This window comes from Marinobacter sp. BSs20148 (assembly GCF_000283275.1).
GTDB classification, from domain to species: Bacteria; Pseudomonadota; Gammaproteobacteria; order Pseudomonadales; family Oleiphilaceae; genus Marinobacter; species Marinobacter psychrophilus.
Genome location: NC_018268.1, coordinates 160,781 through 187,496 on the forward strand (window position 1 = coordinate 160,781; position 26,716 = coordinate 187,496).

Annotated in this window: 28 protein-coding genes and 3 pseudogenes; 17 read left to right on the forward strand and 14 right to left on the reverse strand. The window is 54.9% G+C overall.

Features of this window, described 5'->3' with window-relative positions; all coding sequences use genetic code 11:
- Nucleotides 1-153 precede the first annotated feature (153 nt).
- On the reverse strand, nucleotides 154-591 hold the full coding sequence (locus MRBBS_RS00675) for a MerR family transcriptional regulator (RefSeq protein ID WP_014869471.1): 438 nt from the start codon (nucleotides 589-591) through the stop codon (nucleotides 154-156).
- A 73-nt stretch (nucleotides 592-664) separates the two neighbouring features.
- On the opposite strand from MRBBS_RS00675, the pseudogene MRBBS_RS20170 reads away from it, so the two are divergent.
- From MRBBS_RS20170 to MRBBS_RS00715, 8 genes and pseudogenes are all read left to right on the forward strand, one after another.
- Nucleotides 665-890, forward strand: a pseudogene (locus tag MRBBS_RS20170) (mercuric transporter MerT family protein); the annotation flags it as partial.
- 2 nt (nucleotides 891-892) lie between these two features.
- Nucleotides 893-1,102 (forward strand): annotated as a pseudogene (gene merP / locus MRBBS_RS20175) (mercury resistance system periplasmic binding protein MerP); the annotation flags it as partial.
- Nucleotides 1,103-1,104: 2 nt separating this feature from the next.
- The gene (gene merF, locus MRBBS_RS00690) at nucleotides 1,105-1,344 is read left to right on the forward strand and encodes a mercury resistance system transport protein MerF (RefSeq protein WP_014869474.1); all 240 of its coding nucleotides are present in this window, start codon (nucleotides 1,105-1,107) and stop codon (nucleotides 1,342-1,344) included.
- Nucleotides 1,345-1,349: 5 nt separating this feature from the next.
- Nucleotides 1,350-2,753 carry a mercury(II) reductase gene (gene merA / locus MRBBS_RS00695; protein ID WP_014869475.1) on the forward strand — a complete coding sequence of 468 codons (1,404 nt, stop codon included), beginning with the start codon at nucleotides 1,350-1,352 and terminating at the stop codon, nucleotides 2,751-2,753.
- Nucleotides 2,754-3,071: 318 nt separating this feature from the next.
- A complete protein-coding gene (locus tag MRBBS_RS00700) occupies nucleotides 3,072-5,495 on the forward strand; it encodes a hypothetical protein (RefSeq protein ID WP_227497551.1) in 2,424 nt (807 codons plus the stop codon).
- 85 nt (nucleotides 5,496-5,580) lie between these two features.
- Nucleotides 5,581-5,904, forward strand: a complete 324-nt coding sequence (locus MRBBS_RS00705) for a hypothetical protein (protein ID WP_014869479.1) — start codon at nucleotides 5,581-5,583, stop codon at nucleotides 5,902-5,904.
- 88 nt (nucleotides 5,905-5,992) lie between these two features.
- Nucleotides 5,993-6,556 carry a DinB family protein gene (locus tag MRBBS_RS19290; protein WP_041635004.1) on the forward strand — a complete coding sequence of 188 codons (564 nt, stop codon included), beginning with the start codon at nucleotides 5,993-5,995 and terminating at the stop codon, nucleotides 6,554-6,556.
- 149 nt (nucleotides 6,557-6,705) lie between these two features.
- On the forward strand, nucleotides 6,706-7,287 hold the full coding sequence (locus MRBBS_RS00715; protein ID WP_227497552.1) for a cytochrome-c peroxidase: 582 nt from the start codon (nucleotides 6,706-6,708) through the stop codon (nucleotides 7,285-7,287).
- Between the two features lie 115 nt (nucleotides 7,288-7,402).
- Here MRBBS_RS00715 and MRBBS_RS00720 read toward each other — a convergent pair whose 3' ends face one another.
- The 4 genes from MRBBS_RS00720 to MRBBS_RS00735 form a co-directional block, all read right to left on the reverse strand.
- Nucleotides 7,403-8,158, reverse strand: a complete 756-nt coding sequence (locus MRBBS_RS00720; RefSeq protein WP_014869483.1) for a YiiX/YebB-like N1pC/P60 family cysteine hydrolase — start codon at nucleotides 8,156-8,158, stop codon at nucleotides 7,403-7,405.
- A 384-nt stretch (nucleotides 8,159-8,542) separates the two neighbouring features.
- Entirely contained in the window at nucleotides 8,543-8,854 is a 312-nt protein-coding gene (locus MRBBS_RS00725) for an EthD family reductase (protein WP_014869485.1), read from the reverse strand.
- Between the two features lie 98 nt (nucleotides 8,855-8,952).
- Nucleotides 8,953-9,213: a zf-HC2 domain-containing protein gene (locus MRBBS_RS00730; protein WP_014869486.1), complete on the reverse strand. Its 261-nt coding sequence runs from the start codon at nucleotides 9,211-9,213 to the stop codon at nucleotides 8,953-8,955.
- Entirely contained in the window at nucleotides 9,207-9,827 is a 621-nt protein-coding gene (locus tag MRBBS_RS00735; protein WP_014869487.1) for an RNA polymerase sigma factor, read from the reverse strand. Before MRBBS_RS00735 ends, MRBBS_RS00730 begins: the two co-directional genes overlap by 7 nt.
- A 188-nt stretch (nucleotides 9,828-10,015) precedes the next feature.
- On the opposite strand from MRBBS_RS00735, the gene MRBBS_RS00740 reads away from it, so the two are divergent.
- Nucleotides 10,016-12,166, forward strand: coding sequence for an FAD-dependent oxidoreductase (locus MRBBS_RS00740; protein ID WP_014869488.1), 2,151 nt, complete (start codon nucleotides 10,016-10,018; stop codon nucleotides 12,164-12,166).
- A gap of 113 nt (nucleotides 12,167-12,279) precedes the next feature.
- Nucleotides 12,280-13,260, forward strand: a complete 981-nt coding sequence (locus MRBBS_RS00745; protein WP_014869489.1) for a radical SAM protein — start codon at nucleotides 12,280-12,282, stop codon at nucleotides 13,258-13,260.
- Between the two features lie 145 nt (nucleotides 13,261-13,405).
- Here MRBBS_RS00745 and MRBBS_RS00750 read toward each other — a convergent pair whose 3' ends face one another.
- The gene (locus MRBBS_RS00750) at nucleotides 13,406-13,915 is read right to left on the reverse strand and encodes a MaoC family dehydratase (protein WP_014869490.1); all 510 of its coding nucleotides are present in this window, start codon (nucleotides 13,913-13,915) and stop codon (nucleotides 13,406-13,408) included.
- A gap of 14 nt (nucleotides 13,916-13,929) precedes the next feature.
- On the opposite strand from MRBBS_RS00750, the gene MRBBS_RS19590 reads away from it, so the two are divergent.
- The 3 genes from MRBBS_RS19590 (at nucleotide 13,930) to MRBBS_RS00760 (ending at nucleotide 16,464) form a co-directional block, all read left to right on the forward strand.
- The gene (locus tag MRBBS_RS19590; protein ID WP_187290816.1) at nucleotides 13,930-14,154 is read left to right on the forward strand and encodes a hypothetical protein; all 225 of its coding nucleotides are present in this window, start codon (nucleotides 13,930-13,932) and stop codon (nucleotides 14,152-14,154) included.
- A 139-nt stretch (nucleotides 14,155-14,293) separates the two neighbouring features.
- Nucleotides 14,294-14,809, forward strand: a complete 516-nt coding sequence (gene ectA / locus MRBBS_RS00755; RefSeq protein ID WP_041635005.1) for a diaminobutyrate acetyltransferase — start codon at nucleotides 14,294-14,296, stop codon at nucleotides 14,807-14,809.
- Between the two features lie 194 nt (nucleotides 14,810-15,003).
- Nucleotides 15,004-16,464, forward strand: a complete 1,461-nt coding sequence (locus tag MRBBS_RS00760) for an aspartate kinase (RefSeq protein WP_014869493.1) — start codon at nucleotides 15,004-15,006, stop codon at nucleotides 16,462-16,464.
- A gap of 106 nt (nucleotides 16,465-16,570) precedes the next feature.
- Here MRBBS_RS00760 and MRBBS_RS00765 read toward each other — a convergent pair whose 3' ends face one another.
- From MRBBS_RS00765 to pdxH, 4 genes are read right to left on the reverse strand one after another with little or no spacing between them, the layout of a single operon-like run.
- Nucleotides 16,571-17,026, reverse strand: coding sequence for a DUF3429 domain-containing protein (locus MRBBS_RS00765; RefSeq protein ID WP_014869494.1), 456 nt, complete (start codon nucleotides 17,024-17,026; stop codon nucleotides 16,571-16,573).
- Nucleotides 17,023-17,325: a DUF6482 family protein gene (locus MRBBS_RS00770; RefSeq protein WP_014869495.1), complete on the reverse strand. Its 303-nt coding sequence runs from the start codon at nucleotides 17,323-17,325 to the stop codon at nucleotides 17,023-17,025. The genes MRBBS_RS00765 and MRBBS_RS00770 overlap by 4 nt, the downstream gene beginning before the upstream one ends.
- Before the next feature lie 57 nt (nucleotides 17,326-17,382).
- A complete protein-coding gene (locus MRBBS_RS00775) occupies nucleotides 17,383-18,144 on the reverse strand; it encodes a 4'-phosphopantetheinyl transferase family protein (protein ID WP_014869496.1) in 762 nt (253 codons plus the stop codon).
- Nucleotides 18,145-18,792, reverse strand: coding sequence for a pyridoxamine 5'-phosphate oxidase (gene pdxH, locus MRBBS_RS00780; protein WP_014869497.1), 648 nt, complete (start codon nucleotides 18,790-18,792; stop codon nucleotides 18,145-18,147).
- A gap of 154 nt (nucleotides 18,793-18,946) precedes the next feature.
- Between pdxH and MRBBS_RS00785 the strand changes: the two genes are divergently transcribed.
- Together MRBBS_RS00785 and yfbR are read left to right on the forward strand one after the other, a co-directional pair.
- Complete coding sequence (locus MRBBS_RS00785; RefSeq protein WP_014869498.1) at nucleotides 18,947-21,658, forward strand: DUF748 domain-containing protein; 2,712 nt, start codon at nucleotides 18,947-18,949, stop codon at nucleotides 21,656-21,658.
- Between the two features lie 5 nt (nucleotides 21,659-21,663).
- Nucleotides 21,664-22,257: a 5'-deoxynucleotidase gene (yfbR, locus tag MRBBS_RS00790; protein ID WP_041635006.1), complete on the forward strand. Its 594-nt coding sequence runs from the start codon at nucleotides 21,664-21,666 to the stop codon at nucleotides 22,255-22,257.
- A gap of 28 nt (nucleotides 22,258-22,285) precedes the next feature.
- Here the strand turns inward: yfbR and MRBBS_RS00795 are convergent, their stop codons facing one another.
- Together MRBBS_RS00795 and MRBBS_RS00800 are read right to left on the reverse strand one after the other, a co-directional pair.
- Entirely contained in the window at nucleotides 22,286-23,320 is a 1,035-nt protein-coding gene (locus tag MRBBS_RS00795) for an SPFH domain-containing protein (protein WP_014869500.1), read from the reverse strand.
- Nucleotides 23,321-23,322: 2 nt separating this feature from the next.
- Nucleotides 23,323-23,781 carry an NfeD family protein gene (locus MRBBS_RS00800; RefSeq protein ID WP_014869501.1) on the reverse strand — a complete coding sequence of 153 codons (459 nt, stop codon included), beginning with the start codon at nucleotides 23,779-23,781 and terminating at the stop codon, nucleotides 23,323-23,325.
- A 167-nt stretch (nucleotides 23,782-23,948) separates the two neighbouring features.
- Here MRBBS_RS00800 and MRBBS_RS00805 point away from each other — a divergent pair, with 167 nt between their 5' ends.
- Both MRBBS_RS00805 and MRBBS_RS00810 read left to right on the forward strand, forming a co-directional pair.
- Nucleotides 23,949-24,770, forward strand: a complete 822-nt coding sequence (locus MRBBS_RS00805; RefSeq protein WP_014869502.1) for a class II glutamine amidotransferase — start codon at nucleotides 23,949-23,951, stop codon at nucleotides 24,768-24,770.
- A gap of 88 nt (nucleotides 24,771-24,858) precedes the next feature.
- Nucleotides 24,859-25,263, forward strand: a complete 405-nt coding sequence (locus tag MRBBS_RS00810; protein WP_014869503.1) for an NINE protein — start codon at nucleotides 24,859-24,861, stop codon at nucleotides 25,261-25,263.
- Nucleotides 25,264-25,273: 10 nt separating this feature from the next.
- On the opposite strand, the gene MRBBS_RS00815 is transcribed toward MRBBS_RS00810, so the two are convergent.
- Both MRBBS_RS00815 and MRBBS_RS00820 read right to left on the reverse strand, forming a co-directional pair.
- A complete protein-coding gene (locus tag MRBBS_RS00815; protein ID WP_227497553.1) occupies nucleotides 25,274-25,981 on the reverse strand; it encodes a hypothetical protein in 708 nt (235 codons plus the stop codon).
- A 132-nt stretch (nucleotides 25,982-26,113) separates the two neighbouring features.
- Nucleotides 26,114-26,600, reverse strand: a pseudogene (locus MRBBS_RS00820) (Hcp family type VI secretion system effector).
- Nucleotides 26,601-26,716 lie beyond the last annotated feature (116 nt).

Sequence of the window (26,716 nt, forward strand, 5' to 3'; positions counted from 1 at the left end):
AAAAAACTGTAGATAACTGCAAGTTGCTATCAAGCAAAGATCCGAAAAATAGCTTTGGCTCTCTCATGGCGGGTTCGGCGGCATGGCGCATGGCAATGGCGAGAGTTCGTTCCATGGCCGCTTTTGGGCTGGCCATCCAGCAACGGAAAAATCTCATCTTTCGATCCCCTCGTCCGGGATATCACGTTGACCCCGCAGCGAATGAATGATCGGACATCGCTGCGGGTCTTCACTGCACCGGCAACGTTCCACTAGGCTATCCAGAGTGGATTCCATCTGTCGCAAGGCGGCGATCTTGCGTCGCAAATCATCCAGTTTGCGCTCAGCCAGGACTCGAGCTTCATCACAATGGGCACCGTCTTCCAGCTTAAGCAGCCCTCCGATTTCATCCAGACTGAACCCCAACCATTGGGCGGTTCGAATGAAGTGAAGGCGCGCCAATGCCTGCTCGTCGTAATGACGAATGCTGCCATAGGGTTTTTCAGGTTCAGCCACCAGTCCTCTGCGCTGGTAATAACGGATGGTTTCCACCCCCATACCGGCGGCCTTGGCCAGTACACCGATAGTCATTGAGCATTGTTTTTTAGACATAGGGCTTGATTCCGTAGCTGACTACGGGAGTAACCTTAACGCCGTCATCCATGTCATGAAAGGAACCATTGTAATGTCAGAATCAAAAGCAGGTCGCGGTTCGCTGATTGCTGGGGGGCATTGCAGCTGTCGTGGCGTCTGCCTGCTGTCTTGGCCCCTTGGTGTTAATCACGCTGGGCATTTCCGGCGCCTGGATCGGCAACCTGGCCGCCCTGGAACCCTTTCGACCATGGTTCATCGGGGCTGCGCTGGTGGCAATGACTTTTGCCTGGCGTCAGATATACCGGCCTGCGGAGGCCAGCCAGGCATGACCTGCTCGGCCTGCCCAATCACCGTCAAAGTTGTTCTCACCCGGGTCGAGGGAGTGAGCGCTGTCGATGTCCGTTATGAAGAACGTGATGCTACGGTCACCTTCGACGATGCGAAAACCTCCGTTGAGGCACTGACTCAAGCCACGACTAACGCAGGCTATCCGTCCACGCTGAAACAAAGCCAGGCGACACAGGAGTAACCATGCACAACCCCAAAACCCTGTTGCGGGTGAGTGTCATTGGCACCGTACTTGTTGCGCTTTGCTGCTTTACGCCGATATTGGTAATTTTGCTTGGGACGCTAGGCCTGGCTGCACTGACCGGTTATCTCGACTACGTGCTGTTGCCCGCGCTCGCCTTTTTTATTGGCCTGACCTGCTATGCCTTATGGCGCAAGAAGAAACACGATGCCTGCTTCGATAGCCCATCGACTAAGGAGTAACGTTTATGAGTGACAACAACTTGCACATCGTAGTGATTGGCAGCGGCGGTAGTGCCATGGCCGCCGCCCTGAAGGCGACTGAACGCGGTGCCCGAGTGACACTCATCGAGTGCGGCACCATCGGTGGAACCTGCGTCAACACTGGCTGTGTGCCCTCCAAAATCATGATCCGGGCGGCCCACATCGCTCATTTGCGCCGCAAAAGTCCATTTGACGAAAGCATCACGGCGACCGAACCCATAATCGACCGCCCCCTGTTGCTGGCCCAACAGCAGGCCCGTGTTGATGAACTGCGGCACTCCAAGTATGAAGGGATCTTGGAAGAAAACCTTGATATCACGGTCGTGCAGGGTGAGGCTCGTTTTATGGATGCCAGTACGGTGCGGGTCAATGGTGCTGACGGCAAGGAACACGAGATCGGCTTTGACCGTGCGTTCATTGGTACCGGTGCGCGGCCAACCATACCGCCGATTCCGGGCCTGCCCGATACGCCATACTGGACCTCCACCACTGCGCTTGCCAGTGACACCATTCCGGACCGATTGATTGTCATCGGGGCCTCGGTGGTGGCGGTGGAACTGGCCCAGGCGTTTGCCCGGCTGGGTAGCGAGGTGACGATTCTGGCACGCAGCAGGCTATTATCTCGTGAAGACCCCGCTGTTGGAGAAGCCATTCAAACAGCGTTCCAGGCTGAGCGTATAAGCGTCCTGAATGACACGCAGGCGAGCCAGGTCAGCTATACCAATGATGAGTTCATTGTCGCCTCGAATGCCGGGGAGCTGCGGGCCGATCGACTTCTGGTGGCGGTGGGTCGCACCCCGAACACTGAAAGGCTGAACCTGAATGCGATCGACGTAGAGACAGATCACGGTGCCGTCATCGTGAACGATCAACTCCAGACTCGGGTGCCGGGCATTTACGCCGCTGGCGACTGTACCAACCAGCCCCAGTTTGTTTATGTAGCCGCCGCCGGAGGCAGCCGGGCTGCGGTGAATATGACCGGCGGCGATGCACGGTTGGATCTCAGCGCCATGCCGGCGGTGGTCTTTACCAATCCCCAGGTGGCTACTGTCGGCCTGACAGCAGCCGAGGCCGTCAGGCGGGGCTTCAAAGTGGACACCCGTTCGCTCAATCTGGAAAACGTGCCGCGGGCGCTGGTGAATTTCGAGACTGGCGGTTTTATCAAGATGGTGGCCGAGCGTGGCTCAGGACGGTTGCTTGGGGTCCAGGCGGTCACCGGCGAGGCGGGTGAACTGATCCAGACGGCGGTGATGGCACTGCGGGCGCGCATGACCGTGCAAGAGATCGGCGACGAGCTGTTTCCCTATCTCACCATGGTGGAGGGGCTGAAGCTCTGTGCCCAAACCTTTACCAAGGACGTCACCAAGTTGTCCTGTTGTGCCGCCTGACAAAGAGGAATGCACCTTGACCTGAGAGCAGGTACAAGGTTCTACGCTGCAGGTAATCTGCCAAGTCAGTCGGTTATGAAACGAGGCCTGCTCTCCACACTTTTCTAAGCTCACCATTATCAACCACGGCCGGTCATTGCGGCCCCTGCCACATTTTCCGGCATCGAGCTTTCACGAATAGGGTTCTGAGCCGCAGAAAAGTTCAGCTCTTGGTGTAACAGTTGCAACTCACATGTGTCTCTATCCTCGAAACGCCAATAAATCACTGTCTTGTAAAGCGTCGAGGCAGTGGCCAATCGGAATGGAGAGCACGGCACCATGACTCGGTACTACTGGATGGGTGGCAACAGGTCCTACGAGCAGGACAGGTTCTTTGAGCAATCGCTGGACAAATCTCAGTGGCAAAAGGCAGAAAGTGCCGAGAAGTGGGACGCCTGCTGGTATACCGGCATGCCGGATCAGAACGACTTCAGCGAGGTCGGACCGGAAAGGAAGATCAATCACATTCCGGGCAACAATGCGCTCACAGTGAAGAGCTGCCTTTACCGCAGCCTGATGGACCTGCGCGAGCGGGCTGAACGACAGGACAAAGGGAGCGGACACCTGACGGATCGCCTCGCGTTTGTGCCAGGAGTCTTCTCTATGCCGGAAGACTACCACGCGTTCCAGCAGGCAGCGCTGGACGATCCGGGTAAACGCTGGATTCTGAAACCGAAGAACGCCGCGCGAGGTAAAGGTATCCAGTTGGTTGGAGATCCGGCCGATGTGCCGCTGGAATCCTCCTGGATGGTTCAGGAATACCTCGAAAACCCCCACACCATGCATGGTCGGAAATATGTTCTCCGTCTTTATGTTCTGGTGTCCTCGGTATCGCCTTTTCGGGTGTATCTCTACCAGCAGGGTTTTGCCAAGCTGGCTTCCGCACCCTATAACGAGGAAAACGCGAACAATCCATACAGCTATCTGACCAACCCCGACGTTAATGCCTTGAACCTGGATGCCGAGGTGCCGGTGGAGTTCGTGGACTTTGAGCGTTACCGGGAGTGGCTTCGGGAACAGGGCCATGATGACAAAGCCCTGTTTGCCAAGATTGAAGACCTGGTGGCCCTGACCTGCGTGGCAGCCCTGGAACCCATGCGAGAACGCTCAAGGGTGGTGGGTGCGGATACCCGGGGCTGTTACGAACTGATGGGTATTGACTGCCTGGTGGATGAAAAGCTCAAACCCTGGGTGTTGGAGTGCAACCTGAGTCCCTCCCTGGAAGTGTGCGCCGGGCCGGAAAGCGGCGGCGGCATTGAGGAGGGTATTAAGGGTTCACTGGTTGCCGACATGGTTGAAATCGTGGGGCTTAATAGCAAGCGTGTCGCTTTGGAAACCGGCTCTGTGGATGAGCGCCTGGTCCGGGAATCCCAAGATGAAATAGCCCGCAGCGGCGGCTTCAAGAACCTGGTGCCCGGGGCAGACCCGGCGGCGTATCTGCCTTTCATGGCGCTGCCACGACTGTCTGACTGGGTGGTGGCCCAGGCATTGTCTGATCACGCTCTTCAGCAACCACGCCTTGAACGCTGGGTGGCGGAAGACACCCTCAGTGAAGACCAAGTGTATCTATATGACACCCGCCTCGGCCACCTGAGCGGTCTGAACGAAACCGCCTCGCTGATCTGGCTAATGGCCACCGACGGTGCAGGGCCAGACGACATTGCTGCAACCCTTTACGAATCGGCCAGCCGCAGTATGCCCGCCGCTCCGGACGCCTGGGCAATCCGCAACGATGTCTGGAATACCCTCGGCGACTGGGTGAATAACCGATTCCTGATCCAGTCAGGCGCATCCGCTAACCAGCCGGCAGCACCGGCAACTTCGCCGAGCCCTGAACCCTCGCCATTTTCGGCAGTGCTGGACTGCGGACGCTTCCGGGTGCGGTTGTTCACAGACAGTGCGCCGCTGATTGGTCGAATCGAAGCCTTGCTTGAGCCTATGGCGGTTGCCGGTGTCGCCGGGACCGAATTGCTTCCCAGGCTTGAGATCGTTCGCGATACACCGGGTTTCACCCTGATTCTGGAGGGCAGGGTGCTTCGTTCCCGTCTGCCCCTGTCCGGCGTTGCCTCAGCGCTCATGGCCTGCCTGGCGACGCATGCCGCCGAAGCGCAGGAAATTGCCATAGACGCCGGTCTGATTGCGGGCCCGACCCTGGCCGGTCAGGCGTTTCTGGTCGGCAACTCCGAACCCGCCGTCCATGATGCCCTGGCGCTAGCCTTGTCAGCCTGCCTGAAGGCTGACCATAGCCGCGGCGCGCTGCTGCCCTCGGGCACCGACGACCAGATTTCGGCGCTGGGGATGCCGCTGCAGGTTTCGGAGGGCTTATCCGAAAGCTTCTTTGGCGACCAGGGTATTAGTGGCCCATTGTCGCCGACGCCTGGCAGGGGGTGTCTTGTGCCGGCTTCTTCGGCTGTCACCGGCCGTCGCTACACGGTGTCTGCGGTGCTCATTCCCAGTATGGCCCGGCTCCGGGAAGAGGACGGCTTACGGGCAATTCCGGTCAATGAAACGCTGAGGCAGCTTATTTCGGGGTGTTGTTCCGCTGGTGGCCAGCCGCTCGATACCCATGGGTTTACCCGGCTCGCGGAGTGGTTGGAAACCTGCGATCGGTACCTGGTTGACATGAACAATATTGAGGTCGCTGCCGCGGCACTCGACAAGCGGTGTTCTACAGCACCGCCGCAAAAATCCGGGAGTCTTTGAGGTCTGCTGGATCTTTGGCTCCGGGTCTAAGGAAGGCCGGGCAACCCGCCCGGCGGTAATGTGAAACAACGGAAGGGGATACATCATGTCCAAAGAAACACAGAAACAGCGGTTGCTTGGCAAGCTTGCGCGGGGTGTCGCTTACACAGGACCCGTTTTTGCCATCATTGTCGGCGCTTCGGCGTTTAACGTATCGGCCGCCGAAACCAACCTCGATGCTAACTATCTGATGGTCGCTGCGGGCGAAGCCGAGGCCGAGGGTAAAGCCAAGGGCGAAGGCGAGGCAGAAGCTAAGGCCAAGGGCGAAGGAGAAGCAGAAGGCAAGGCCGAAGGAGAAGGAGAAGGCAAGGCCGAAGGAGAAGGAGAAGGTAAAGCCGAGGGCGAAGCAGAAGGTAAAGCCAAGGGCTGATGAGCGAACACGTGTGGGCATGAGTCTGTCTTGTGTCCACTCGGCCGCTAACAGCGCCGTAAAGAACAACGTAAAACGGATAAATGCGATGAAACAGCCAGTTTCAGACAATAACTGGGCCTTGGGCCAGATCGTTGATGAAAATGGTCATGCGATCGGGCAGCTTGTCCAGCTGCTTGACCAGATGCCGGGAACTTTGTACCGACAGTGCTTTGGTGCGCGAAATCAACATGTCATCGGCAAGCATGTCCGGCACATTATCGATCACTACAGCGCGCTGCTGACAGCCACTTCTGGTGTTGGCGGTCTGCTTGACTACGAGAACCGCAACCGGGATCTGTCCCTGGAAAAAGACAGACGGGCGGCACAGGATTGCCTGGAGGAGACCGTTGAGGCCCTTCGCAGTCGATTTGAAGGACTCTGTGCGGATGAGCTTAACATGCGCCATAACAGTGCCGGTAAGCATCAGACTGTGAAGACAAGCGTGGAACGTGAACTGGTGTTTCTGGCCAGCCACACCATCCACCATACGGCCATCATCGGCATGCTGGCCGAACAGGCCGGGGTGAAGGTCAGCTCTGATTTTGGGGTTCACCCCTCAACGCTGCGATATCTGGAAGGGCAGGCTGCAGGCCTGGCCCGAAGTGCCTGAACTCAGAAAATGCGCGGCAAGGGTGTCCGTGCTTCAAAGACCCGCATGAAGGGTCTACAACCTGAAAAACGACAATGCGACCGGAGGTTGCTGACATGTCCAAAGAAAAAAAACGAAAGGCGCTTTTAAGCAAGCTGTCGCGAAATCTCATGATATCCGTACCCATGATGACTGTGGTGGCTGTGGCAGGTTTCAACATACACACAGGCTCTAATCTTGGCCTGATTCCCTCTGCGGAAGCCGCGCAGGGCGAGGCTGAAGGGGAAGCAAAGGGCGAAGCTGAAGGCCGCGCGGAAGGCGAGGGAGAAGGCGAGGGCAAGGCCGAAGGAGAGGCTGAAGGCGAAGCAGAGGGAGAAGGCGTATCAGCGAGCCTCAAGAAAGCCGTGCACCGCCCCGAAGGTTACACGCCCTACCAGGGTGATGTTGCGGAACTGAGAGCCTTGGGCGAAAAGCTGTTCAACGACAATAGCCTGTCCTCCAATGGTTTGTCCTGTGCCACCTGCCATACGAACGGCATGGTCTACCTGGACACTTTCAAGAATCAGTACCCGCATTTTGTTGCCATGGGCAAGCGGGACTTCGGTATGGACATGGTGCACCTGGATGAAATGGTCCAGATATGCATGGTGGCACCGATGGCCGCCGAGCCTCTTGAATGGGGCTCCAAGGAGCTGGCGGCATTGACCGAATACACTCGACAGGAGCAGCAGAAGTATATCGACAAGCCGTAGCGTTGTTTTGCATCGACAATTCCACTGTCGACCTTGGGTGGGGCCACATGCTCCATCCTTTTTTTGGATGGCAAAGGATTCCAGAAGCCGGTTTTGATTGTTTGCAGCCTCGGGGTTAACCGTCCTCCCAGGCGATGGCCCGATAATCGAATACGCCTTCGATGGTGGGTTTTATTATCCGGAAATAGGGTGAGGCATCAAAGTCCCTCGGGGTGAACAAGGAATGATGCCGCACCCGGAAACGCTCATGTACGCAGCCGGCACAGTCAGGATCGTTGGCGGGAAGCGTTTTCACCACCGGTAGAATCGGATAGCGCAGCTGTTGGAATCCTTCGGCAATGAACGTTGAACAGATTGCCCGGGTGGGATCGCCGCTTCCGAACGCCAGCAGTTTGTGTCTGTAGCGGGTTGGCACCGGAGGCGTTGACCAAAGGTAACGGGCCAGATCAAACACGTTTTTCATATCGTACTGATGGCCGAGTCTGCTGAAAGCGTATTCAGCAAGCGTTCGAAGGTCCTTGTCACTTAACCCGACCGGGCGGCAGATGCGGGTGTGGGCGTGACGGTAATAGCAAAGTGGCAGCGGACGGATACCGTGTTCAAGGTCCGCCTCAACGAGCACGTGAGCTTCACCATCGTCCGATACTCCAAGTCCGGCATCCGGTCCAAGGTAAAGCGCAGCGTGAGACCAGGTGGACTGAGTCAGGTACTTGATGGCAACGCTGATCCGCGTGTTGCCCTCTACCAGCAGAACGTCTCCGGGTTGGAGAGTATTCACCATCGCGCCCCAGGTGGACGTTCTGATGGAGTGCCGGGAGATTTCCTTCGAAAGGTAAGCGGTCAGGCGCCTCGAAAGCCAATTCAGTAGCATGCAGTACCCCGGTTGTTTGTCTTTGTTTATAGTGATAACACAGACAAACAACCGCGAATACTGTTACAGCACCAACTGATCGTGCCTAGTCGGTGGCTGGAACGAGTTGCCGCGAAAGTGTCAGCGTGTCGTACTCACGCAAAAGGAACAGCGCAGGGCGGGCGGCCAGCATTGGCCAGGCAGAAAAGAACATGAGGTTATCGAAGGGCTGGGAAGCCTCGGCAAATACCTCCAGCCTGGTATTCGGTCTGGACCATTTTGTCCAGAGTCCAGACCAGGAGCACGATAAATACACCGAGTCTGAGCAGTAAAAAGGCGAGGGGTAACTGCTTGGGACATACTCTATCCGTTGGTTTTTGAATGGTCGTTCCAGAGACCAAAATGTTACTCGATGACTTCGCTGATCTGAACCGTCGGCTGTACGTTGGTGAAATTTGGGATATCTCCTAGGATTTCTTTGGCGTGGGGGCCGAACGTCGTCTCGAAATCACTGACGGAGTCAAAATACAGGTGCCCCATGGCGATGTAGGTGGGCGCCTCGCCTGGTGCGCCTCCTGCCAGACCTGATTCGATGGCTGTTCGCTTGCACGCGCTTCCGAGTCTTTCGCGAACCAGCGCCATATGAGTGTCACGGTAATAGACAATGTCGAACGTGCTATCTGCAGCCTTGGGGTAGAGTACGCTGACTTTTATCATTATTGGGGTCTCGCTTTTTGAAGTTCGGATGTATGGCCTTATAGTGAATCGTATCCGGAGCGTATGGCCAATGGCACTTTAGAACGAATTTTGAACAATCACTCATGATTCCCATCACGGGGTTTTCGTGTCTTGAGCGCTTTGGCTACCTGTTCATCAATCCGACGTATGAATTCCTCGTCCGGCTTGCTGGAGGAGTGCGCCTTCATAAGATCGGTGCTGACACGAAGATTCCCGATAAACGAGCGGCAGTGCTTGCACATCATCAGATGCATTTTCACAGACAGATTCCGCCGGCCGGTCAGCTCACCATCGATGTAATCACTGGCGATTCCGGCCAGGTCCCTGCACATTAACATTCGCCCGTCTCCTGGAAGGCTTCCACCATGAGAAAGATCTTCTGCCTGGCACGGTGTAAAAGGACACGAAGGTTAGAGGCACTGACATCCAGAATGTTACAGACGTCCTCGGATTTGTGTTGGTGGGCTTCGTACAGCATCAGGGCTGAGCGCTGGGTTTCTGGTAGCGCGGACAGGTGTTTGTCTAGGCAATCGCTGAGCGCTTCATTCTCCATTAAGGTATCTGCGGACTCATGGAACTTAAGTGATGGCGGCAGGTCCCAGCGGCCTTTTGCATTGAAGCGGTTGGCAAGCTCCGGTTCCAGGCTTTCGGAAAAATCAATGGCTACTTCCCGCTTGCTGGATCGGAGCTTGTTCTTGCAGCGGTTGGCGACAATTCGGTGCAACCAGGTTTTCAGGCCGGAGCGGCCTTCAAATTTGTGAATGGCATCGATCACCGTCACCCAGCAATCCTGAACAATCTCTTCAGCACTGGAATAATCCAGGTAAAACCGGGCGACGGCTAACATACCTGGGGAATATTCCCGAACGGCTTTTTTGTAGGCAGATGAATCGCCTCTTTTCAGGTCTTCGATCAGCGAGCATTGGGGGTCCGGATGCACTGCGGTGTTCATGGGATTCCGTTCCTTATCAGGCTGGGTTTGGTCGTTATGTTTGTATAGTGTTTCGGATTAAGGGAAAGTTTCAGTATTCTGGAACGAACGTTCAAAAAATTTTAGTTCAATCGCTATGTAACATCCAGTCGGTGACCGTGTCTTAGCGTGAACAGCGTATTGGCTGATACATCTTAAAAGGCATGGATATGACGCGTAGCAAGCTTTTACTTATTTTAGTGATCGCCGTGATTGTTGGTTTTTTTCTCGGCTTCGATGGGCACAAGCTGCTGACTCTGGAGAACCTTCAGGCGAATCAAGGTGCCCTGGCACAATGGATTGACCAGAACCTCCTGACAGCCGTTGTCGGTTATGCCGTAATTTATGTGGTGGTCACAGCTCTGTCCTTGCCGGGGGCGACCATCATGACTCTGGCCGGCGGTGCCTTTTTCGGTAACTTGTATGGCTTGGCGGCGGTTTCCATTGCCTCAACGCTGGGGGCTTCCCTGGCGTTTTTGGTGGCGAGATTCCTCATGCGTGACACCCTGCGGGCGCGCTATGGGGAAACCATCGCCAAAATGGACCGCGGAATCAAAAAAGATGGCGCGTTCTATCTGGCAACCCTTCGTCTTGTGCCGGTGTTCCCGTTCTTTCTGATCAACCTGGCGATGGGCCTCACAGGGATGAAGCTGCGGACCTACGCATTGGTCAGCTGGGTTGCCATGTTGCCGGGCACGTTTGTTTTTGTGAATGCCGGCACCCAGTTGGGTCAGATTCAGTCCACGGGCGATATCGTCTCTGCGGATTTGCTGCTGTCGTTTGCGTTGCTTGGGCTTTTCCCGCTGATTGCGAAATTTTTGGTTGGCTTTCTCCGTCGTCGCAAGGTTTATGCCGGCTGGAAGAAGCCGGCAAAGTTTGACTACAATTTGCTGGTGATTGGCGGCGGTTCTGCCGGCCTGGTATCGGCTTATATTGCTGCGGCGGTGAAAGCCAAAGTGGGTTTGATAGAAAAACACAAAATGGGTGGTGACTGCCTTAATACCGGATGTATTCCTTCGAAGGCACTCATTCGAAGCGCGAAGGCGGCGGATACATTGCGCCATGCCAATCGTTACGGCCTCGAATCGGTGCCGGTGAAAAGCTCATTTCTGAACATCATGAACCGTGTCAAAGACGTGATTGCCAAAGTAGAGCCCCATGACTCCCCTGAGCGCTATCGGCAGCTGGGAGTGGACTGCATCGCTGGCGAGGCGAGCTTCGTCTCGCCCTGGGAATTGGAGGTGCGGCACAACGATGGCCACACAGAGCGGCTGACGGCGCGAAGTATTATTGTCGCCACCGGCGGTAAGCCGGCCATGCCGCCGATTCTGGGGCTGGAAGGTATGGAGCCTTTGAACTCTGACAACCTTTGGGAGCTGCAGGAACAGCCGGAGCGTTTGCTGGTGTTAGGTGGCGGCCCTATCGGTTCCGAGCTGGCCCATGCTTTTGCCCGTTTGGGCAGCCAGGTGATTCAGGTAGAAATGGGCGATCGCCTGTTGGCAAAAGAAGACAAAGATGTGTCTGAACTGGTGAAAACCCAATTCGTAAACGATGGTGTTGACCTTCGTCTGGAACATGCGGCTAAAGAGTTCGCCATCGAAGAGGGCGAGAAAGTGGTTTACTGCGAGCACAAAGGGGAGATGGTTCGAATCGCCTTCGATCAGGTGCTGGTCGCGGTGGGCCGTGCCGCAAACACCAAAGGCCTGGGGCTTGACAAAATCGGCGTCGAAACCCTGCCCAATGGAACCGTTCCGGTGGAAGAAGACATGAGTTTGCGCTATCCGAATGTGTTCGCCTGTGGCGATGTTGCCGGGCCTTATCAGTTTACCCATGCCGCGGCGCACCAAGCATGGTATGCCTCTGTGAATGCCCTGTTTGGTCAGTTTAAACGCTTCAAGGTAGATTACCGGGTTATGCCGTGGGTCACTTTCACCTCGCCGGAAGTGGCGCGCGTCGGGCTGAGTGAAGCCGAAGCTAGCGAGAAGGGCATTGCCTTTGAAGTCACCAAATACGGTCTGGACGATCTGGATCGGGCCATTACTGAAAGCGAAGACTCAGGTTTCATAAAGGTGCTCACGCCGCCGGGCAAAGACAAAATTCTCGGCGTGGTGGTGGTGGGTTCCCATGCCGGCGAAATTCTGGCGGAATTCACTCTGGCGATGAAGCACGGCCTGGGACTCAATAAAATTCTTGGCACAATTCATCCGTATCCGACCTGGAATGAAGCGGCCAAAGCCACTGCGGGTCAGTGGAAGCGGGCCAATGCGCCCCAGCGTTTGCTGGCCGTGGTGGAAAAGATTCACAGTTGGCGTCGCGGTTGAGACGCGTCCGGCGTCAGCGCCGGTCTGATTGCTGCTGTTTGACGGCGATCCTAATGCTGTCTGACTGCTAACTATCTAAAACGAGTGTCGAAATTTTTAATTATGGAGCCTTTATGCCGCCGACCCTGGCCAGCACGCCCGTTAAGGCTTCCCGTACACGCATTCCGCTGGTGGAAGTTCTAGAGCCCCGCGCAGCCGACAGCTGGACGCATACCCGCAACGACGACCCCCGTGGGTATATTGATGCGGATACTTTAAAAGAGCTGTGGATTCACACTGGCACTGCCTGCAACCTGGCGTGCCCGTTCTGTCTGGAAGGCAGTCATCCTGGTGATGGCCGCATCCCCGGTATGAAGCTGAGCGATGTGAAGCCGTTTATCCATGAAGCTATGGGTATGGGCGTGGAGCAGTTTTCCTTCACCGGTGGCGAGCCGTTTGTGATTCGGGATTTTGTGAATATCCTGAATTATGCCAGCCAGCACCGGCCATGTTTTGTCTTGACCAACGCCACCGAGCCGCTGTTGAAACGCAGGCATCAGGTGCTGTCGCTGCTGAACAATCCCTATCCCATTCACTTCCGCGTTAGCCTGGATTTCCCCGACCGCGCCCGCCATGACAAAGACCGCGGTGAAGGCAGTTTTGATCAGGCATTAGAGGGTGTGCACTGGCTGGTTGAGCAAGGTTTTAAGGTGTCTATTGCGCGCCAGACCGATGTCAACGAAGTGGCGGCCGAGGTGGAAGCTGCGTTCCGCGAGATCTTCCGCGAATGGGGCATTCCTGAAACCCTGGCGTTTACCGCGTTTCCAGACCTGGGTACGCCGGGTTCGGAAGACGGTAGTCCGGAGATTACTGAAAACTGCATGGAGAAATACCCCACCAGTGATAGCCGCGCGCACTTTATGTGCACCTACACGCGGATGTTGGTGAAGAAGGGTGACGATGTGCGGGTGTATGCCTGTACGTTGGTGGATGATGATCCGCAATACGATTTGGGTGGCTCGCTGACTCAGAGCATGGATGAGCGCGTTATGTTGCGCCATCATCGGTGCTTTTCTTGTTATCGCTATGGGGCCAGTTGTTCGGCGCCTGCTTAGGTTTTTTTTGGGTGTTTGGGCTTGGTCATTCTGGCATTGGAGTTAACGGTCTGGGTGGTGGGGCTTTGTGCTTGCTTCTTGGACTAGCGCTTCGCGTGTTGGTCGTTGGAAGTATTGTTTGGTGCCGTTCAGTCAGGAGGAGCATTTACGCGTAGAGATTTCTGACGCCGTTGGTGGGATCGCCTTCGGTGAGCATCTCGGTCAGGCGTTTTCGCTCGTTTTCATTGGGCAGGACACCGGTTATTTCTGCTTCAAGAACGGTGACTCCGTCACCATTGATGACGCTGATTTCCGCCTTCGCGCGTTCTTGTTCGTCGATTTTGCTGATGACCCAGTCGCAGGTCAATGTTTCACCGGCATAGACAGGTCGTTTGAACTTGAATGACATACCTGATGCCAGCCAGCCTATTTGACCGCCGATTTCGGTGATCAGACTTGCTGTCAGGAGGCCGTGAGCAATAGGTTCGCGCATACCTTTGATCGTCGCAAAATGGCTGTCGCAATGGACCGGGTTGTAGTCTCGGGAAATCGCCGCGAAGGATGCGATGTCTTCAGGGCTAAAACAGCGGGTTATGGTAAAGCGATCGCCGGCAATTAGCCCTTCGGCAGCGCGCTGGCGGATGTTTCTGATGAGTACCCGAGGCTTGTCTGGCATGGTCTGTTTTCCTTATGAGGCTTAACCCGCCGGTGGCCGTTGAGTGTTCAGCTGAGCTTCTGGACCGGTCTTGCGCTAGGCCTGGCCTTGGCCGTTGGTGCTATTCCCGCTGGGGGATTGGTGACGGCAAGTACGGCCTGCTGTTGGGCGTTAATGCCTGGGGCTTTTTGCCTTGGCGCACCTTCAAGCTCCCGGACCCGTCAATTCCGTACAAAAAGCCATCAAAATTTGTTGTTTAATCTCGGTATTGACGGCTATTATTTTGACGGATTATGCTGCCGAAAATCCATAATCAGTCTGCCATCTTTAGAGTAAACTTGAAATTTAGTGCGTGGTCTATATAATTTACCTTGAATTTTCAAGGTAAATAGATTCGTTATGACATCAGAAGGATCGAATACCACCGCCATTAACCTGCGGAAACCTGTGAAGGATGATGGCTTCAGGCTGAATCAGCTGGTGGCTGAGTGTCCACCGCTGGATCCGAATTCAATTTACTGCAATCTTTTGCAGTGCAGCGATTTTGCCGACACGGCAGTGGCTGCGGAGAAAGACAGCGATCTTGTAGGCTTTATTTCCGGTTATATCCCCCCCCAAAAGCCGGAAACAGTCTTTGTATGGCAGGTTGCGGTCCATGAGAAAGGTCGCGGTCAAGGGCTTGCCAAGCGTATGTTGAAGGCGATTGTGGCACGGCAAGAACTTAGCCACATTAGCTATATGGAAACCACCATTACCGCTGATAACGACGCTTCCTGGGCGCTGTTCCGCTCGTTCACCCGCGATATGGGCACCGAATTGACCTTTGAGGAGCACTTCACGAAAGACGTGCACTTTGGCGGTCAGCACGACTCCGAAATTTTGCTGCGCATTGGGCCCTTCACCAAGCCTGACTGAGCCCGAATGCCCGAGTAAATGCGCTAGCCGACAAGCCACTGGTTGAGCTTGCCACAGCGTGCCGTCTGAAATCTGACGTGCAAAGAGGTAAAATCATGGGATTATTTAAAACCGTTGAATCTGAAGCGCGTGCCTATAGCCGTGCTCTCAAGGGTTTGTAATCGCACCAAAGAACCGATAGTAAAGGTGAAATTATGACTGCGCAATTACATACCGTTGAAAAAATCGGCGGCACCTCCATGACCAACTACGAGGCCGTACGCGACAACATCATTATTGGTAATCGTAGCAAAGACGAGCTGTATCAGCGCATCTTTGTGGTGTCGGCCTACGCCGGTGTCACCAACGAGTTACTAGAGCATAAAAAAACGGGTAAGCCGGGCGTTTATGCCCTGTTCGCGGATGCGGAATCGGATTGGGCCTGGGGCGACGATCTCACCAAGCTGGTGCGCTTTCTTACCGACATCAACGGCGAGATGTTCGAAGACTCGATGTTAAAGCAGCAAGCCGACCAGTTCATTACTGATCGGGTTGAAGGCGTGCGAGGCTGTCTGATCGACCTGCAGCGCTTGTGTTCGTATGGTCAGTTTCAGCTTGAAGAACACTTGCTGACGGTGCGCGAGATGCTGGCCGGTATTGGCGAAGCCCACAGTGCCTTCAACACGACATTAAAACTGCAGCAGGAAGGTGTCAACGCCCGCTTTGTAGACTTAACCGGCTGGCGCGATGCAGAACTGTTGCCGCTGGATGAAAAGCTTAAACACGCGTTCGATGCGGTAGACCTCACCCGTGAACTGCCTATTGCCACCGGTTATGCGCAGTGTAAGGAAGGCCTGATGCGTACCTTTGATCGCGGCTACAGCGAAATGACCTTCAGCCGAGTGGCGGTGATCACCGAGGCCCGTGAGGCCGTTATTCACAAGGAATACCATTTGAGCTCGGCCGACCCCAATATTGTGGGTGCCGACAAGGTAGTACCTTTGGGCCGCACCAACTACGACGTGGCCGACCAACTGGCCAACCTGGGTATGGAAGCCATTCATCCACGTGCCGGTAAAGGCCTGCGCCAGAATGATATTCCACTGCGGGTGATGAACACTTTTGAACCGGAACATACCGGTACTCTGATCACCAAAGACTACGTTAGCGAAAAACCTCAGGTAGAAATTATCGCCGGTGCCAAGGGCATCTTTGCTATTGAATTGTTTGATCAAGACATGCAGGGCGAGCCAGGTTCAGACCGCAAGATTTTGGACGTGCTGAGCCGATTTAAGGTGCGCTTTGTGTCAAAAGACACCAACGCTAACACCATCACCCATTACGTGAGTACCACGCTGAAACACGTAAAGCGGGTGGTGAACGCGCTGAAAGAGACGTTTCCCAATGCTGAGGTGAATACTCGCAAAGTGGCGCTGGTATCGGCAATTGGCAGTGACATGAAAGTGCTTGGCATTCTGGCACGATCAGTAAAAGCGCTGGCCGATGCAGAAATCAGTGTGCTGGCGTTGCACCAGTGCATGCGCCAGGTGGATATTCAATTCGTGATCGATGAAGACAATTATAAGGCTACTATTGTGGCGCTCCATGCCGCGTTGATAGAACCGCACAATCACGAGTACGCGATTGCCTCGGCCGAGCAGTGCGCTCTCGGTTAAAATATGCCCTAAGTGAAAGGGGGCGCTTAATCAAAGTGTGCCCCGGATTGGCAAGAAGGCTAGCGCCAATCTTTTTCTGCGAAGTGAACCACTTGGTTCTGGTAAATTAGCCGTAATGTACGGCAAAGAACCAAGTGGCTACAATCACTTGACATAACACGACTGTCAGCGTTAATCCTAAACGCAGGCGAAGATACCATGCTGGCCAGTAAATCTTCATCCAGCGTGCGTCGACCAGATACAACCCCAAAAACGCAACTGTAAACAGTACTGCTTTCCACGGCGAGGTCACTAATAGGCCCACGCCTGCCGCAATAAAAAATATCTGACTGAACAACATCGACACGAGCGGCGACATTGGATAGCAGCGGTCTTCACGCTGCAGCGCAATTGTCCAGTAAACGCCCGCCATAAAAGCCAATATCCCGGCGCTGTACGTGTAAAACCAGTTGCTAACCACTAGGCTGTGATGGGGTATCAAAAATAGTGCCACAATCGCGCCAATGAAGGGGATCAGGCCAGCCAAGCCAACAAAGATGGCCAGTCGGGCCACCGCAATCATGGCTTTTGCCTCTGTACCCGAATCCTTAGCGGCTCAGCGCTGCTAGGTTCCATACCTACCATTTCATTGTATGCCGATAAATGAACCACTTGAGTTTCAAGTATGTGAAAACTGCTCAGCATGTCTTGGGCGTGCCAGGTGCTGCGAAACTGCGTGGTGCCGCGCTCATCAGACAAAATCATCTGTTGGCCATCTACTGTAAGCCTCGCCATATAGCTTTGGCCTTCCAGCGAAAGTATTTCCATCAGCTCGATACTGGCATTGTTACGATTTTTCAGTTGTTCCACGGTAATACGCAAAGTGACTCTCCGGTTAACTTCTTTCTGCACTAAATACGCAGGATAAGTTGTTTAAGATCAGCTGTCGCGAGAAGCCATAGAGCGTATTGGGCGCTGGAACAGGGGTTCCCAGAGGGAGTCCAAAGTATCTGCCGGCGTGAGCCTGTAGTCGCTCAGGGGTGGTTTCAGCAACAGGATGGAAGGCCAGGTAAGAGGTGTTTCGGGTGCCTCTACCGCCAATCGGCGATACACCAGAGTGACCAAAAAACCGTCTACATAGATGCAGCAGGCCTGCCATGGACGAGTGCTGTCGTACCGGTCACCGCAAAGTTCGAACCCACGGCGCACCTCCAGGGTTTGCAGATTACCGGCAATGCCGCGGCCGGTGGCTTTTAGCCAGGCTTCCTTCAATGTCCATACTTTCAGAAATTCCAAGGCGTCGTCTTGGGCCAGCAGCCATTCCTGTTCAACCGGTGAAAACCAGCGTTGCACCACTTTTCGCCAGTTTGGGCGGCGCTGGCAGGGCTCAATATCCAGGCCGACCTCTTCTTGCAGGTTGGTCGCGCAGGCCGCTATTCCGTTGCTGTGGCTGAGCGACAGCCGCCATTCAGGAGGGTACTGCGATTCTGTAGGTCGCCCCGTACATGGGGAGCACACACTAGGCGTCTCGCCGCTGGCACCCGCCAGTGCCTGACGAATTAACCAACGGCTACTGAGAAACTCGGCACGACGAGCGTCGCTGCAATGCACAGCCCGGTTATATTCACTGGCATTTAACCAAGATGGCAGTTCAACGTGAGTGCTGGTGGTTTGATGGCACAGCCATACCGTTGGTGTCACTCAGGGTTGCAGCCGTTCGATGGTCCACGGTTTATCATCACCTTTTTCAGTTCGGTTATATTCGAACCGATCGTGAAGGCGGCTGGGGCGACCCTGCCAGAACTCGATGCTGTGGGGCACCACCCGAAAACCACCCCAAAAACTAGGCAGCGGCACTTCACCATCATTAAACTTCTGCTTTATTTCCGCGACTTTCTGTTCCAGCAGCCCGCGGGAGGTAATGACCTTGCTTTGCTCTGACACCCAAGCGCCAATCTGGCTGCCGCGAGGGCGCGAGGCAAAGTAACGCAAGGATTCGGTTTTGCTGACTTTTTCGACTTTGCCCTGAATGCGCACTTGGCGATTCAGGCCCAACCAAGGAAACAACAGAGCCGCTTTTGGATTCTGCTCCATTTCACGAGCCTTACGGCTGCCGTAATTGGTATAGAATACAAAACCACTGTCGTCGAAGTATTTAAGCAAAACGGTGCGCAAATCGGGCAAGCCATCGTTGCCGGCAGTGGCTAGCGACATGGCATTGGGTTCCAGAATGTCAGCTTTCCGAGCATCTTCAAACCAGACCTGGAACTGTTGCATGGGGTTGTCATCCAGTTGGTCCCGATCCAGACCGTCGCTCTCGAAATCCCGGCGCATATCTCCGATGTCCATCAACCTTCCTCATTTGGGATGTGTGCGTGTGCCTTGGCCGTACTATATCGCAGGACATATACGAAACGGGACTTTATCGGGTTCATGAGAGCTGACAAAGGACCTGTTTGGCGTCTATCCTTCCAATACATCGACTATTTTCAAGGAGACCTCTGTGGCCGAGCGTCCTGTTCGCCAGATTCGTCAACGTAACCTGTGGCCAGGGTTGGCTGTGGTTGTGTTGATCGTTTTGTTGCTTTGTTACGCGCTGGGCGGTTTTCTGCTGTTGCCTTGGTGGGTGCACAAAAACCTGCCTCACTACGCTCAGCAACAGCTGGGCTGGCAGGCAACGGTAGGCGAGGTGCATGCCAACCCCTTCACGTTCAGTGCAGAGCTGCGGAATCTTCAGGCTAACGACGCAAGTGGCGAGCCAGTGCTGGCCTTTCAGCGGCTTTATGTGAATCTGAGCGCGTTTGACCTGTTTAACGGTACCACCGGTTTTCAGGCTGTCGAGCTGGAACAACCCATGTTGCGGCTGGATGTGTTGGCAAGCGGGCAATTGAACCTGATGCGTGATTGGCAACAAGCTCCAGCCCGAGCCGGGCAGTCGTCAGACACTGCTGATATTCAGAGCGATACCGAGCCGGGCAGTCTTCGCATCTATTTGCAGCAGGGTAACTTGAGCGCGGGCACGCTGGTGTTGCGTGACTTAAATAAAAACAACAGCCAAAACAACAGCGTTGAGTTTCGCATAACACCGCTTACCTTCAGTTTGCAGAATTTGGCGACCTGGGCACGACCCGGCGATATTGGCCAATATCGGTTGGAGGCCGTGCTGGACCAACAAGCGTTGAGCTGGCAAGGCAGTTTTGAGGTAGACCCGATGTATTCCCGCGGTAGCCTGAGCGTTGATAACCTGGGGCCGGGCGTGTTGTCTTACCTGCTAGCGCCCTATATGCCCTTCCAGTTGCGGTCCGGTCGGGTCAGCCTTAATACCGATTACCAATGGCAGGCAGCGCAATCCATGGAGTTGTTGACCCAGCACGGCAAGCTGACGTTTGATGATGCAACTCTGGCTTTGGCGGCCGAGCCTAGTGAAGTAGCCTTCCGTAGCGGTGCCCTTACTGTCGACCAGATTCGTTTTGACCTTGCCGCCAGGCGAATAGAGGTAGGAAAGATCGAGTTCGACGGGCCCGAGCTGAACCTGAACCGCAGCGCCAACGGCGACATCGACTGGCTGGTTGCTGGCGTCCGGCCCGCGGGAGAAGGCTTTGCTAGTCGTTCTGGTCAGTACGACAGCAGCCCTGAATTTCGCTGGTCGGTGGCTGGAATGGACATTCGCGATGGTCAGTTAAGTTGGCGCGACCAAGTGCCTGCTAATATTGCAGAGTTGCAACTGAACGGCTTGAACCTGAGCCTTGGACCATTTACAGACCACTTTGACGAGCCGGTAAACTATCGTGCAGACGCCATTCTGGCCAGCGGCGGTAGTCTGGACGTGAATGGCCAGTTCACCACGCGGCCATTTAATCTGGAAATGGCCGTTGTGGGCAATGAGTTGGCGCTGCCTGCGTTCGCGCCTTATGTGCAACAGCGCATGGCAATAGAGTTACCGGCGGGGCTGCTGTCAGTCGATGGCAGCCTGAATCTGGACCAGCAACGTTTACCTCTGACCGGCACTTTCAACGGCAGTGCTTCGGTGACCGGTTTGGACACCCGCTTGCCTGGCAATGGCCAACCACTGTTGGCCTGGCAGACGCTGCAGCTGGCGCCCATTGAGTACAACGTGAACCCGGCCCGCCTGGAAATCGGCCGCGTAACGCTGATCGAGCTTGCCGCGAACATCACTCGCAGCGACGATGGCAGTCACGACATCACCCATCTGTTAACGCCGACAGCTGCGGCTGCGAACGAAAACCAGGGCTTCATATTCCGAATTGGCGAGTTGCAGTTAGACAACGCCGATGTGGACTACACCGACCGCACTTTGAAGCCCGAACTCACTACACGCTTCGGGCAGCTCTATGGCAACCTTAGTGGCTTGAGTAATATTCCGCCACAGCAGGGTAGAGTGAGCTTGAAAGGAAAGGTCAATCAGGTAGGCAACCTTGATATGAGCGGCTCTATCGCGACATTGGGTACTGATCAGCAAAGCGACCTGGTGTTGAATCTGGAAAACTTGGAGTTGCCGCGCCTGTCGCCCTATTCCGGACGTTATCTGGGGTACGGCATAGCCGGCGGAAAGCTTGATCTTAAGCTGGAATATCAGCTACAGGGCACCCGTATTAACGCCTCAAATCAGATTATTTTGAACCGCTTGGAGTTAGGGCGCCCCATTCCCAGCGAGCAGACGGTTGGCGTACCCATTAAGCTGGGGCTGGCGTTGCTGCGCGACGGCGATAATGTGATTGAATTAAACGTGCCGGTAAACGGCGATTTGGCAGATCCCGAATTTCATATGGGCAAGGTAATGATGAGTGCCTTTGTCAACGTGCTGACAAGAGCGGCCACTTCGCCGTTTGCGCTGATAGGCACGTTGGCAGATGTTGCTGGTCTGGGTGGTGAGCAGATGCAACAGGTCAGCTTTGTGCCGGGTGGCATCGAGCTGACCGAGGCGAGCAACCAAAAGCTGGCGGCATTGGCTCAGGTTTTGAACCAGAAACCAGAGCTTATTCTGAGTATTCGCGGCGCAGCAGCGCCCGAGGCCGACGCCGGTGCGCAGTCACCTGGCGCCCTTGCTGACAGTCGCGCTATGGCCTTGCGCCAGTTACTGGTGAATACTCACGGTGTAAACTCGAAACAGATCTTCGTGAGCGCACCAGAAACCGACGCCAGCGTGGATGCCAATGGCAATATTGCCGTAAATTTCACTCTGGACGCCCGCTAACCCATATGAGTCGCCCTGTGAGCCACTTTTTTGCCTATATTTCCCGCCTGCGCTGGATAAAGCGTTGGGGCCTGATGCGAAACGCTATCGATGAAAACGTCGCCACCCATTCCTGGGAAGTCGCGACTCTGGCCCACGCCCTGGCGCTGATCCGTAATGAACAGTTTGGCGGTTCGGTAAACGCCGACCGTATTGCGGCGGCAGCGCTTTACCACGATGCCACCGAGGTGATTACCGGGGATTTGCCGACACCGGTAAAATATCACTCGAAGGTGATGCGCCAAGCGTTTGGGGACATTGAGCACAAAGCCGAGGCCGAACTGCTGGCGTTATTGCCGCCACATTTGCAAAAGGTGTTTGCGCCCTATGTGCAGGAATCTGCTTTGGGTGAGGAAGAGAAAAAACTGATTAAAGCCGCAGACCGGTTATCGGCGTGGCTAAAATGCCGCGCGGAAGTGGCGGCAGGAAATCGCGAATTCGAGCCAGCCACGGCGCAGATACACCGGCGGCTGACGGAAGAAACCTTGCCCGAAGTGGCGTACTTTTTAGAGGTTTTCGCCCCCAGCTACGACCAGCCGTTAGACAACCTGCTGGGCTAGGGCCCAACAGGTCAGGTGCAACAAAACCTCAGGCCTGGCCGGAAGATCCCAGCATGCCGGCGCGCAGACCGTCTTTTTTCAGTGAGCTGCGCACCGCATCTTCCGGGCTGCCCGCCAGGTCGCGGAACATACCCATAGAGCCCAGCAGCGCAGACGACTCGTAAGGCACGAACACCCGCTCGCCGTCTTTGGCCATATTGGGCAACACCTTGATGTAGCTTTGCCCCAGCAAATAGCCGATAACGGTTTGCTTGTTGTCTTCGCTGTCGCCGATGGCGCTCAACACCAGGCGAATGGACTCCTGCTCGCCCTGGGCCCGCAAAATGGCGGATTCTTTGTCGCCCTGGGCGTTCAGGATGGCTGCTTCACGCTGGCCTTGAGCCTTGGCGATGGCGGCGGTTTTTTCACCCTCGGCTTCGGTCACCGTGGCACGACGTTTACGCTCGGCCGCCATCTGCAGGCGCATGGCCTCTTCTACTTCTTCGGGCATGCTGATGTCCTGCACTTCTACCCGAGTCAGTTTTACTCCCCATTTGGACGCAGGCTCTTCCATTTCGGCCTGAATGGCGTTGTTGACTTCGGCGCGGGACTCAAACAGCTTATCCAGCTCCATTTTGCCCACCACAGAACGCAGGGTGGTTTTGGCCAATACTTCAACCGCCTGGCTCATGTTGGCTACTTCATACACGGCGCGGCGTGGATCGATAATCTGATAGTACAGGGCGCCGTTGATCGACACGGTGACGTTGTCAGTGGTGACCACCGGCTGGCCGGGAAAATCCATCACGGTTTCGCGCCGGTCGATGCGTGCTTCATCACTCATCACGGCCTGGTAATCCTGGCCGCTGCGCAAATAGCGAATCATGGTGATGGCGCGCGGCCGTTCAATGAACGGAATAATAATGTTCACGCCGCTTTCCAGAATCCGGTTAAAAGAGCCCAAACGCTCGATCACCATCACTTCAGACTGGCGCACAATCACCAAGCCTTTGGTAATGATAAAAATGCCAATGGCGACAACAATCAGACTGATGACCAGCCCGGGGGTTAGAAACTGTTCCATGGTTACAGGTCCTTGGAGGTTGCAAGTTCAACAATGGCGGTGGTGCCATCGAAGTGGTCAAAAATAAGCGCTGTGCCCTCTGGCAGTTCGGTTTGTCCGCCCGATTGTACCCGCAGGCGATAGAAGTCACCGTTGACTTTTATGCCGGTGGCGTCGTCAAAATCACGGCGTAAACTGCTGAATTTTTTCCCCTGATCTACGCCGGTGCCGGTCGTGCCGTAGGCTACGCCTTTCGGCGAGAAACGCGGCTTCAGCCAGCGAACGACAATGGGCACCAGGATGCCCGAAAACAAGCCCATTCCTGCCAATTGCCATTCCAGGGAAAAGCCTAAAAACGCCAGTACCGCCGTAAATGCAGCGGCAATCGCCAAGGCCAACAGCACCATAACGCCGGATGTCAGCTCGGCCAGGCCCAATAAGAGCGCCAGAATCAGCCAGAGGTGGGTAATACTCCATTCCATAGTGAGTTCCGTAGCGTGTGCGTTACGAGCGTAAACTCGAAAATTAGTCTCAATTGTACCCAAATTGGGAGCTGCTGCCATGGAATGAATTGGGGTTCGCGGTACGCGTGCCGTTCAAACCCTGTATATTTGGCGTATGTCTGATTTGCCGAGGGTAAAACTGCGTTATGTGCGAACTGCTGGCGATGAGTGCCAACACCCCGACGGATCTGTGTTTCAGCTTCACCGGCCTGACCCGCCGTGGCGGCGACACCGGGCCCCACAAAGATGGCTGGGGTGTGGCTTTTTATGAAGGCAAGGGCGTGCGGGCATTTCACGATGTAGACGCCAGTGCCAATTCCCGCATTGCCGAGGTGGTACAAACCCATCCCATTAAAAGCGAAGTGGCGCTGTGCCATATTCGCCAAGCGAATGTGGGTGAAATTTGCTTGGCCAACACCCACCCGTTCATGCGTGAACTCTGGGGCCGTTACTGGGTGTTTGCTCACAATGGCCAGCTGTCGGATTTTTGCGCGAAGCCGGGGTTTTATGAGGCCGTTGGCACTACCGACAGTGAAGCCTTGTTCTGTGATTTACTAAATCATTTGCGCGATCACAGTGACCGCCACAGTACCGAGCAGGATACGGTAGACCAGTTGATTCAGCTTTCAGCTGCCTATGCCCGGCAAGGCGTATTCAATCTTTTGCTCAGCAACGGCGATTGGCTGTTCACCTTTTGCTCCACCAAAATGGCCAGCATTACTCGTCGCGCACCTTTTGGGCCGGCGCGCCTAAAAGACACCGACGTGACCATCGACTTTGAAGCAGAGACCACCCCAAATGACATCGTTAGCGTGGTGGTCACCGAACCTCTGACCTCTGATGAACAGTGGGATGTGTATCAGCCCGGAGAGTGGCGTTTGTGGCGCAAGGGAGAAGTCATCCAGAGCGGTGTGGTTGCTCTGGCGAAAATTGATTCGGCACCAACTCAGGCCTATATAGAGTCATAATTGGGCCAGTCATCAAGCGTTCATGTCAATTTAGACCACTGTTGAGAGCGCTAGCTAGAGCGCTGTCTGAAGCACTATCGAGAACACTATGCAAGAACCGGATACACACAGTAAGTTTTTTGGCTACCTACTTTGGATTTTTGGCTTTCTGGGCGCGCACCGTTTTTATTACGGCAAGCCGATTACCGGCACCATCTGGTTCTTCACATTGGGTCTGTTTTTGGTGGGCTGGATCGTCGACCTTTTCCTGATTCCAAGTATGGATGAAGAAGCCGATTACCGCTTTGTCGAAGGTCCCGTCAGTTACAACATAAGCTGGTTACTGCTGACGTTTACCGGTTTGTTGGGTCTGCATCGGATGTACATGGGGAAATGGATAACCGGAGTTCTTTACTTGCTTACCGGTGGCCTGTTTCTGGTGGGTGTTCTGTACGATTTTTGGACACTGAACACTCAGATATCAGAGCGCAATCACGGCAGTCTGCTTCACTGATTGCCGTCCTTTAACGGGCGGTCAGCATAACCTTGGGTACCCGGTAGAGCAGCCCGCGGCTGACACCAGTGCCTTTCACTGTGCAGGTCTTGCTATTCACCCTGCTAATGACGCCCTGTCGCTGGCGCTGCCCTACGCCAAAATTCACACATTCACCTACCTGCCACTGGTGCTGCGACACCTCGGGTTCGGCGTGGATTGGCGAGAATGGCTGCGCCGGCAGGCTTAGCTCGCGCTCGCCTGCCTGCTTCTGTAAAAATGCCCGGGCACTCTGGGCTGCGCCGCTATTATGCAACTGGTCCAGAATGTCGTAAAAATGGCGATTGTGTACTGAGCCAAAGTGGCGCTGACCTGCTACCTGTTGCAACAGGTGGGCAAACTCGTGGCAACAGGTATGGGCCAGCAGATTAAGCGGGCTTACCTCACCGTCAAAATAACCCCTTTTTCGAATTTCCCGTGCCGACAACCAGCCAGCAGCGGTTTCCGGCTGGTATTTGGCCAAAATCATGCGTTGTCCGTAGTTGATAACATGCGTATGGCTGCGGGTGTCGTAACGGTGATAGGTAGCCTGCCCGGACCCCACACGGCATAGCAGTGACTTTGCCTTGCCTTGAGCATTAATCCAGCCCGCAGCGGGTTGCCACAAAATTTGGTCGGTAGCCTGGCACATAAGCCGGCCAAGGTTTATGGCCTGATACTGTGAAATAGACGTCGTCATTACGAGTAGCAGCGCGTTGCAATGAATTCACAGCAAGTTTTACAAGATTATGAGGGTAATGGCTAGTTTGCTCGTGCCCTGCAGCAGCTGCATGTTATTCGCTGCAGGGCATTAGCGACGTATAAAACCGAACTAGGCTTCGATCGGCGTGCGCCAGTCGTCAGCGCCGGAAGTGCCAGCCACGCCGTGCCCCCAGGTGACTTTGCGGTATGACAGCGACACGGTAACCAGCTGGGTGAAGTCTGAGCTGGTGGTGTCTTGGCAATGGGGCATATTGCAGCTGATATCAATGATGGTGGCGTCTTCCAGAATGGTCGAGAAGAAGTGCTCTTGTTTGCCTTCTACCGAGGTCCGATAACACTTCAGTTCCACTTTTGGCAACATCTCACCAGACGCCAGAGCGTTGTACATCAACGGTGTGGCTTTGTTCAGAGCTGAGGTGAACTTGAACGGTTTGGGGGTCGGTAGGTACGGTAACGACGTGGCTGAATGCCTGCACCAGAATTTCATCTTCGTGGCCTTCTACATAGATATTGCCCACAGAATCGGCGGTGAAAGCACCGGCAGTGATGTGGCCCTGGGTTTGGCCTTCGATATTGATATAACAAGGAGTTGGCATTGTCTGCTCCGTGACGTGTTTAAAGGTTGGCATTCCTGCTGTCCTAACATGGACCCAATACTCCAACCAAACCTTGTGCCAGATTGTTAACGTCATTTAAGATCAGAGGCTTATAG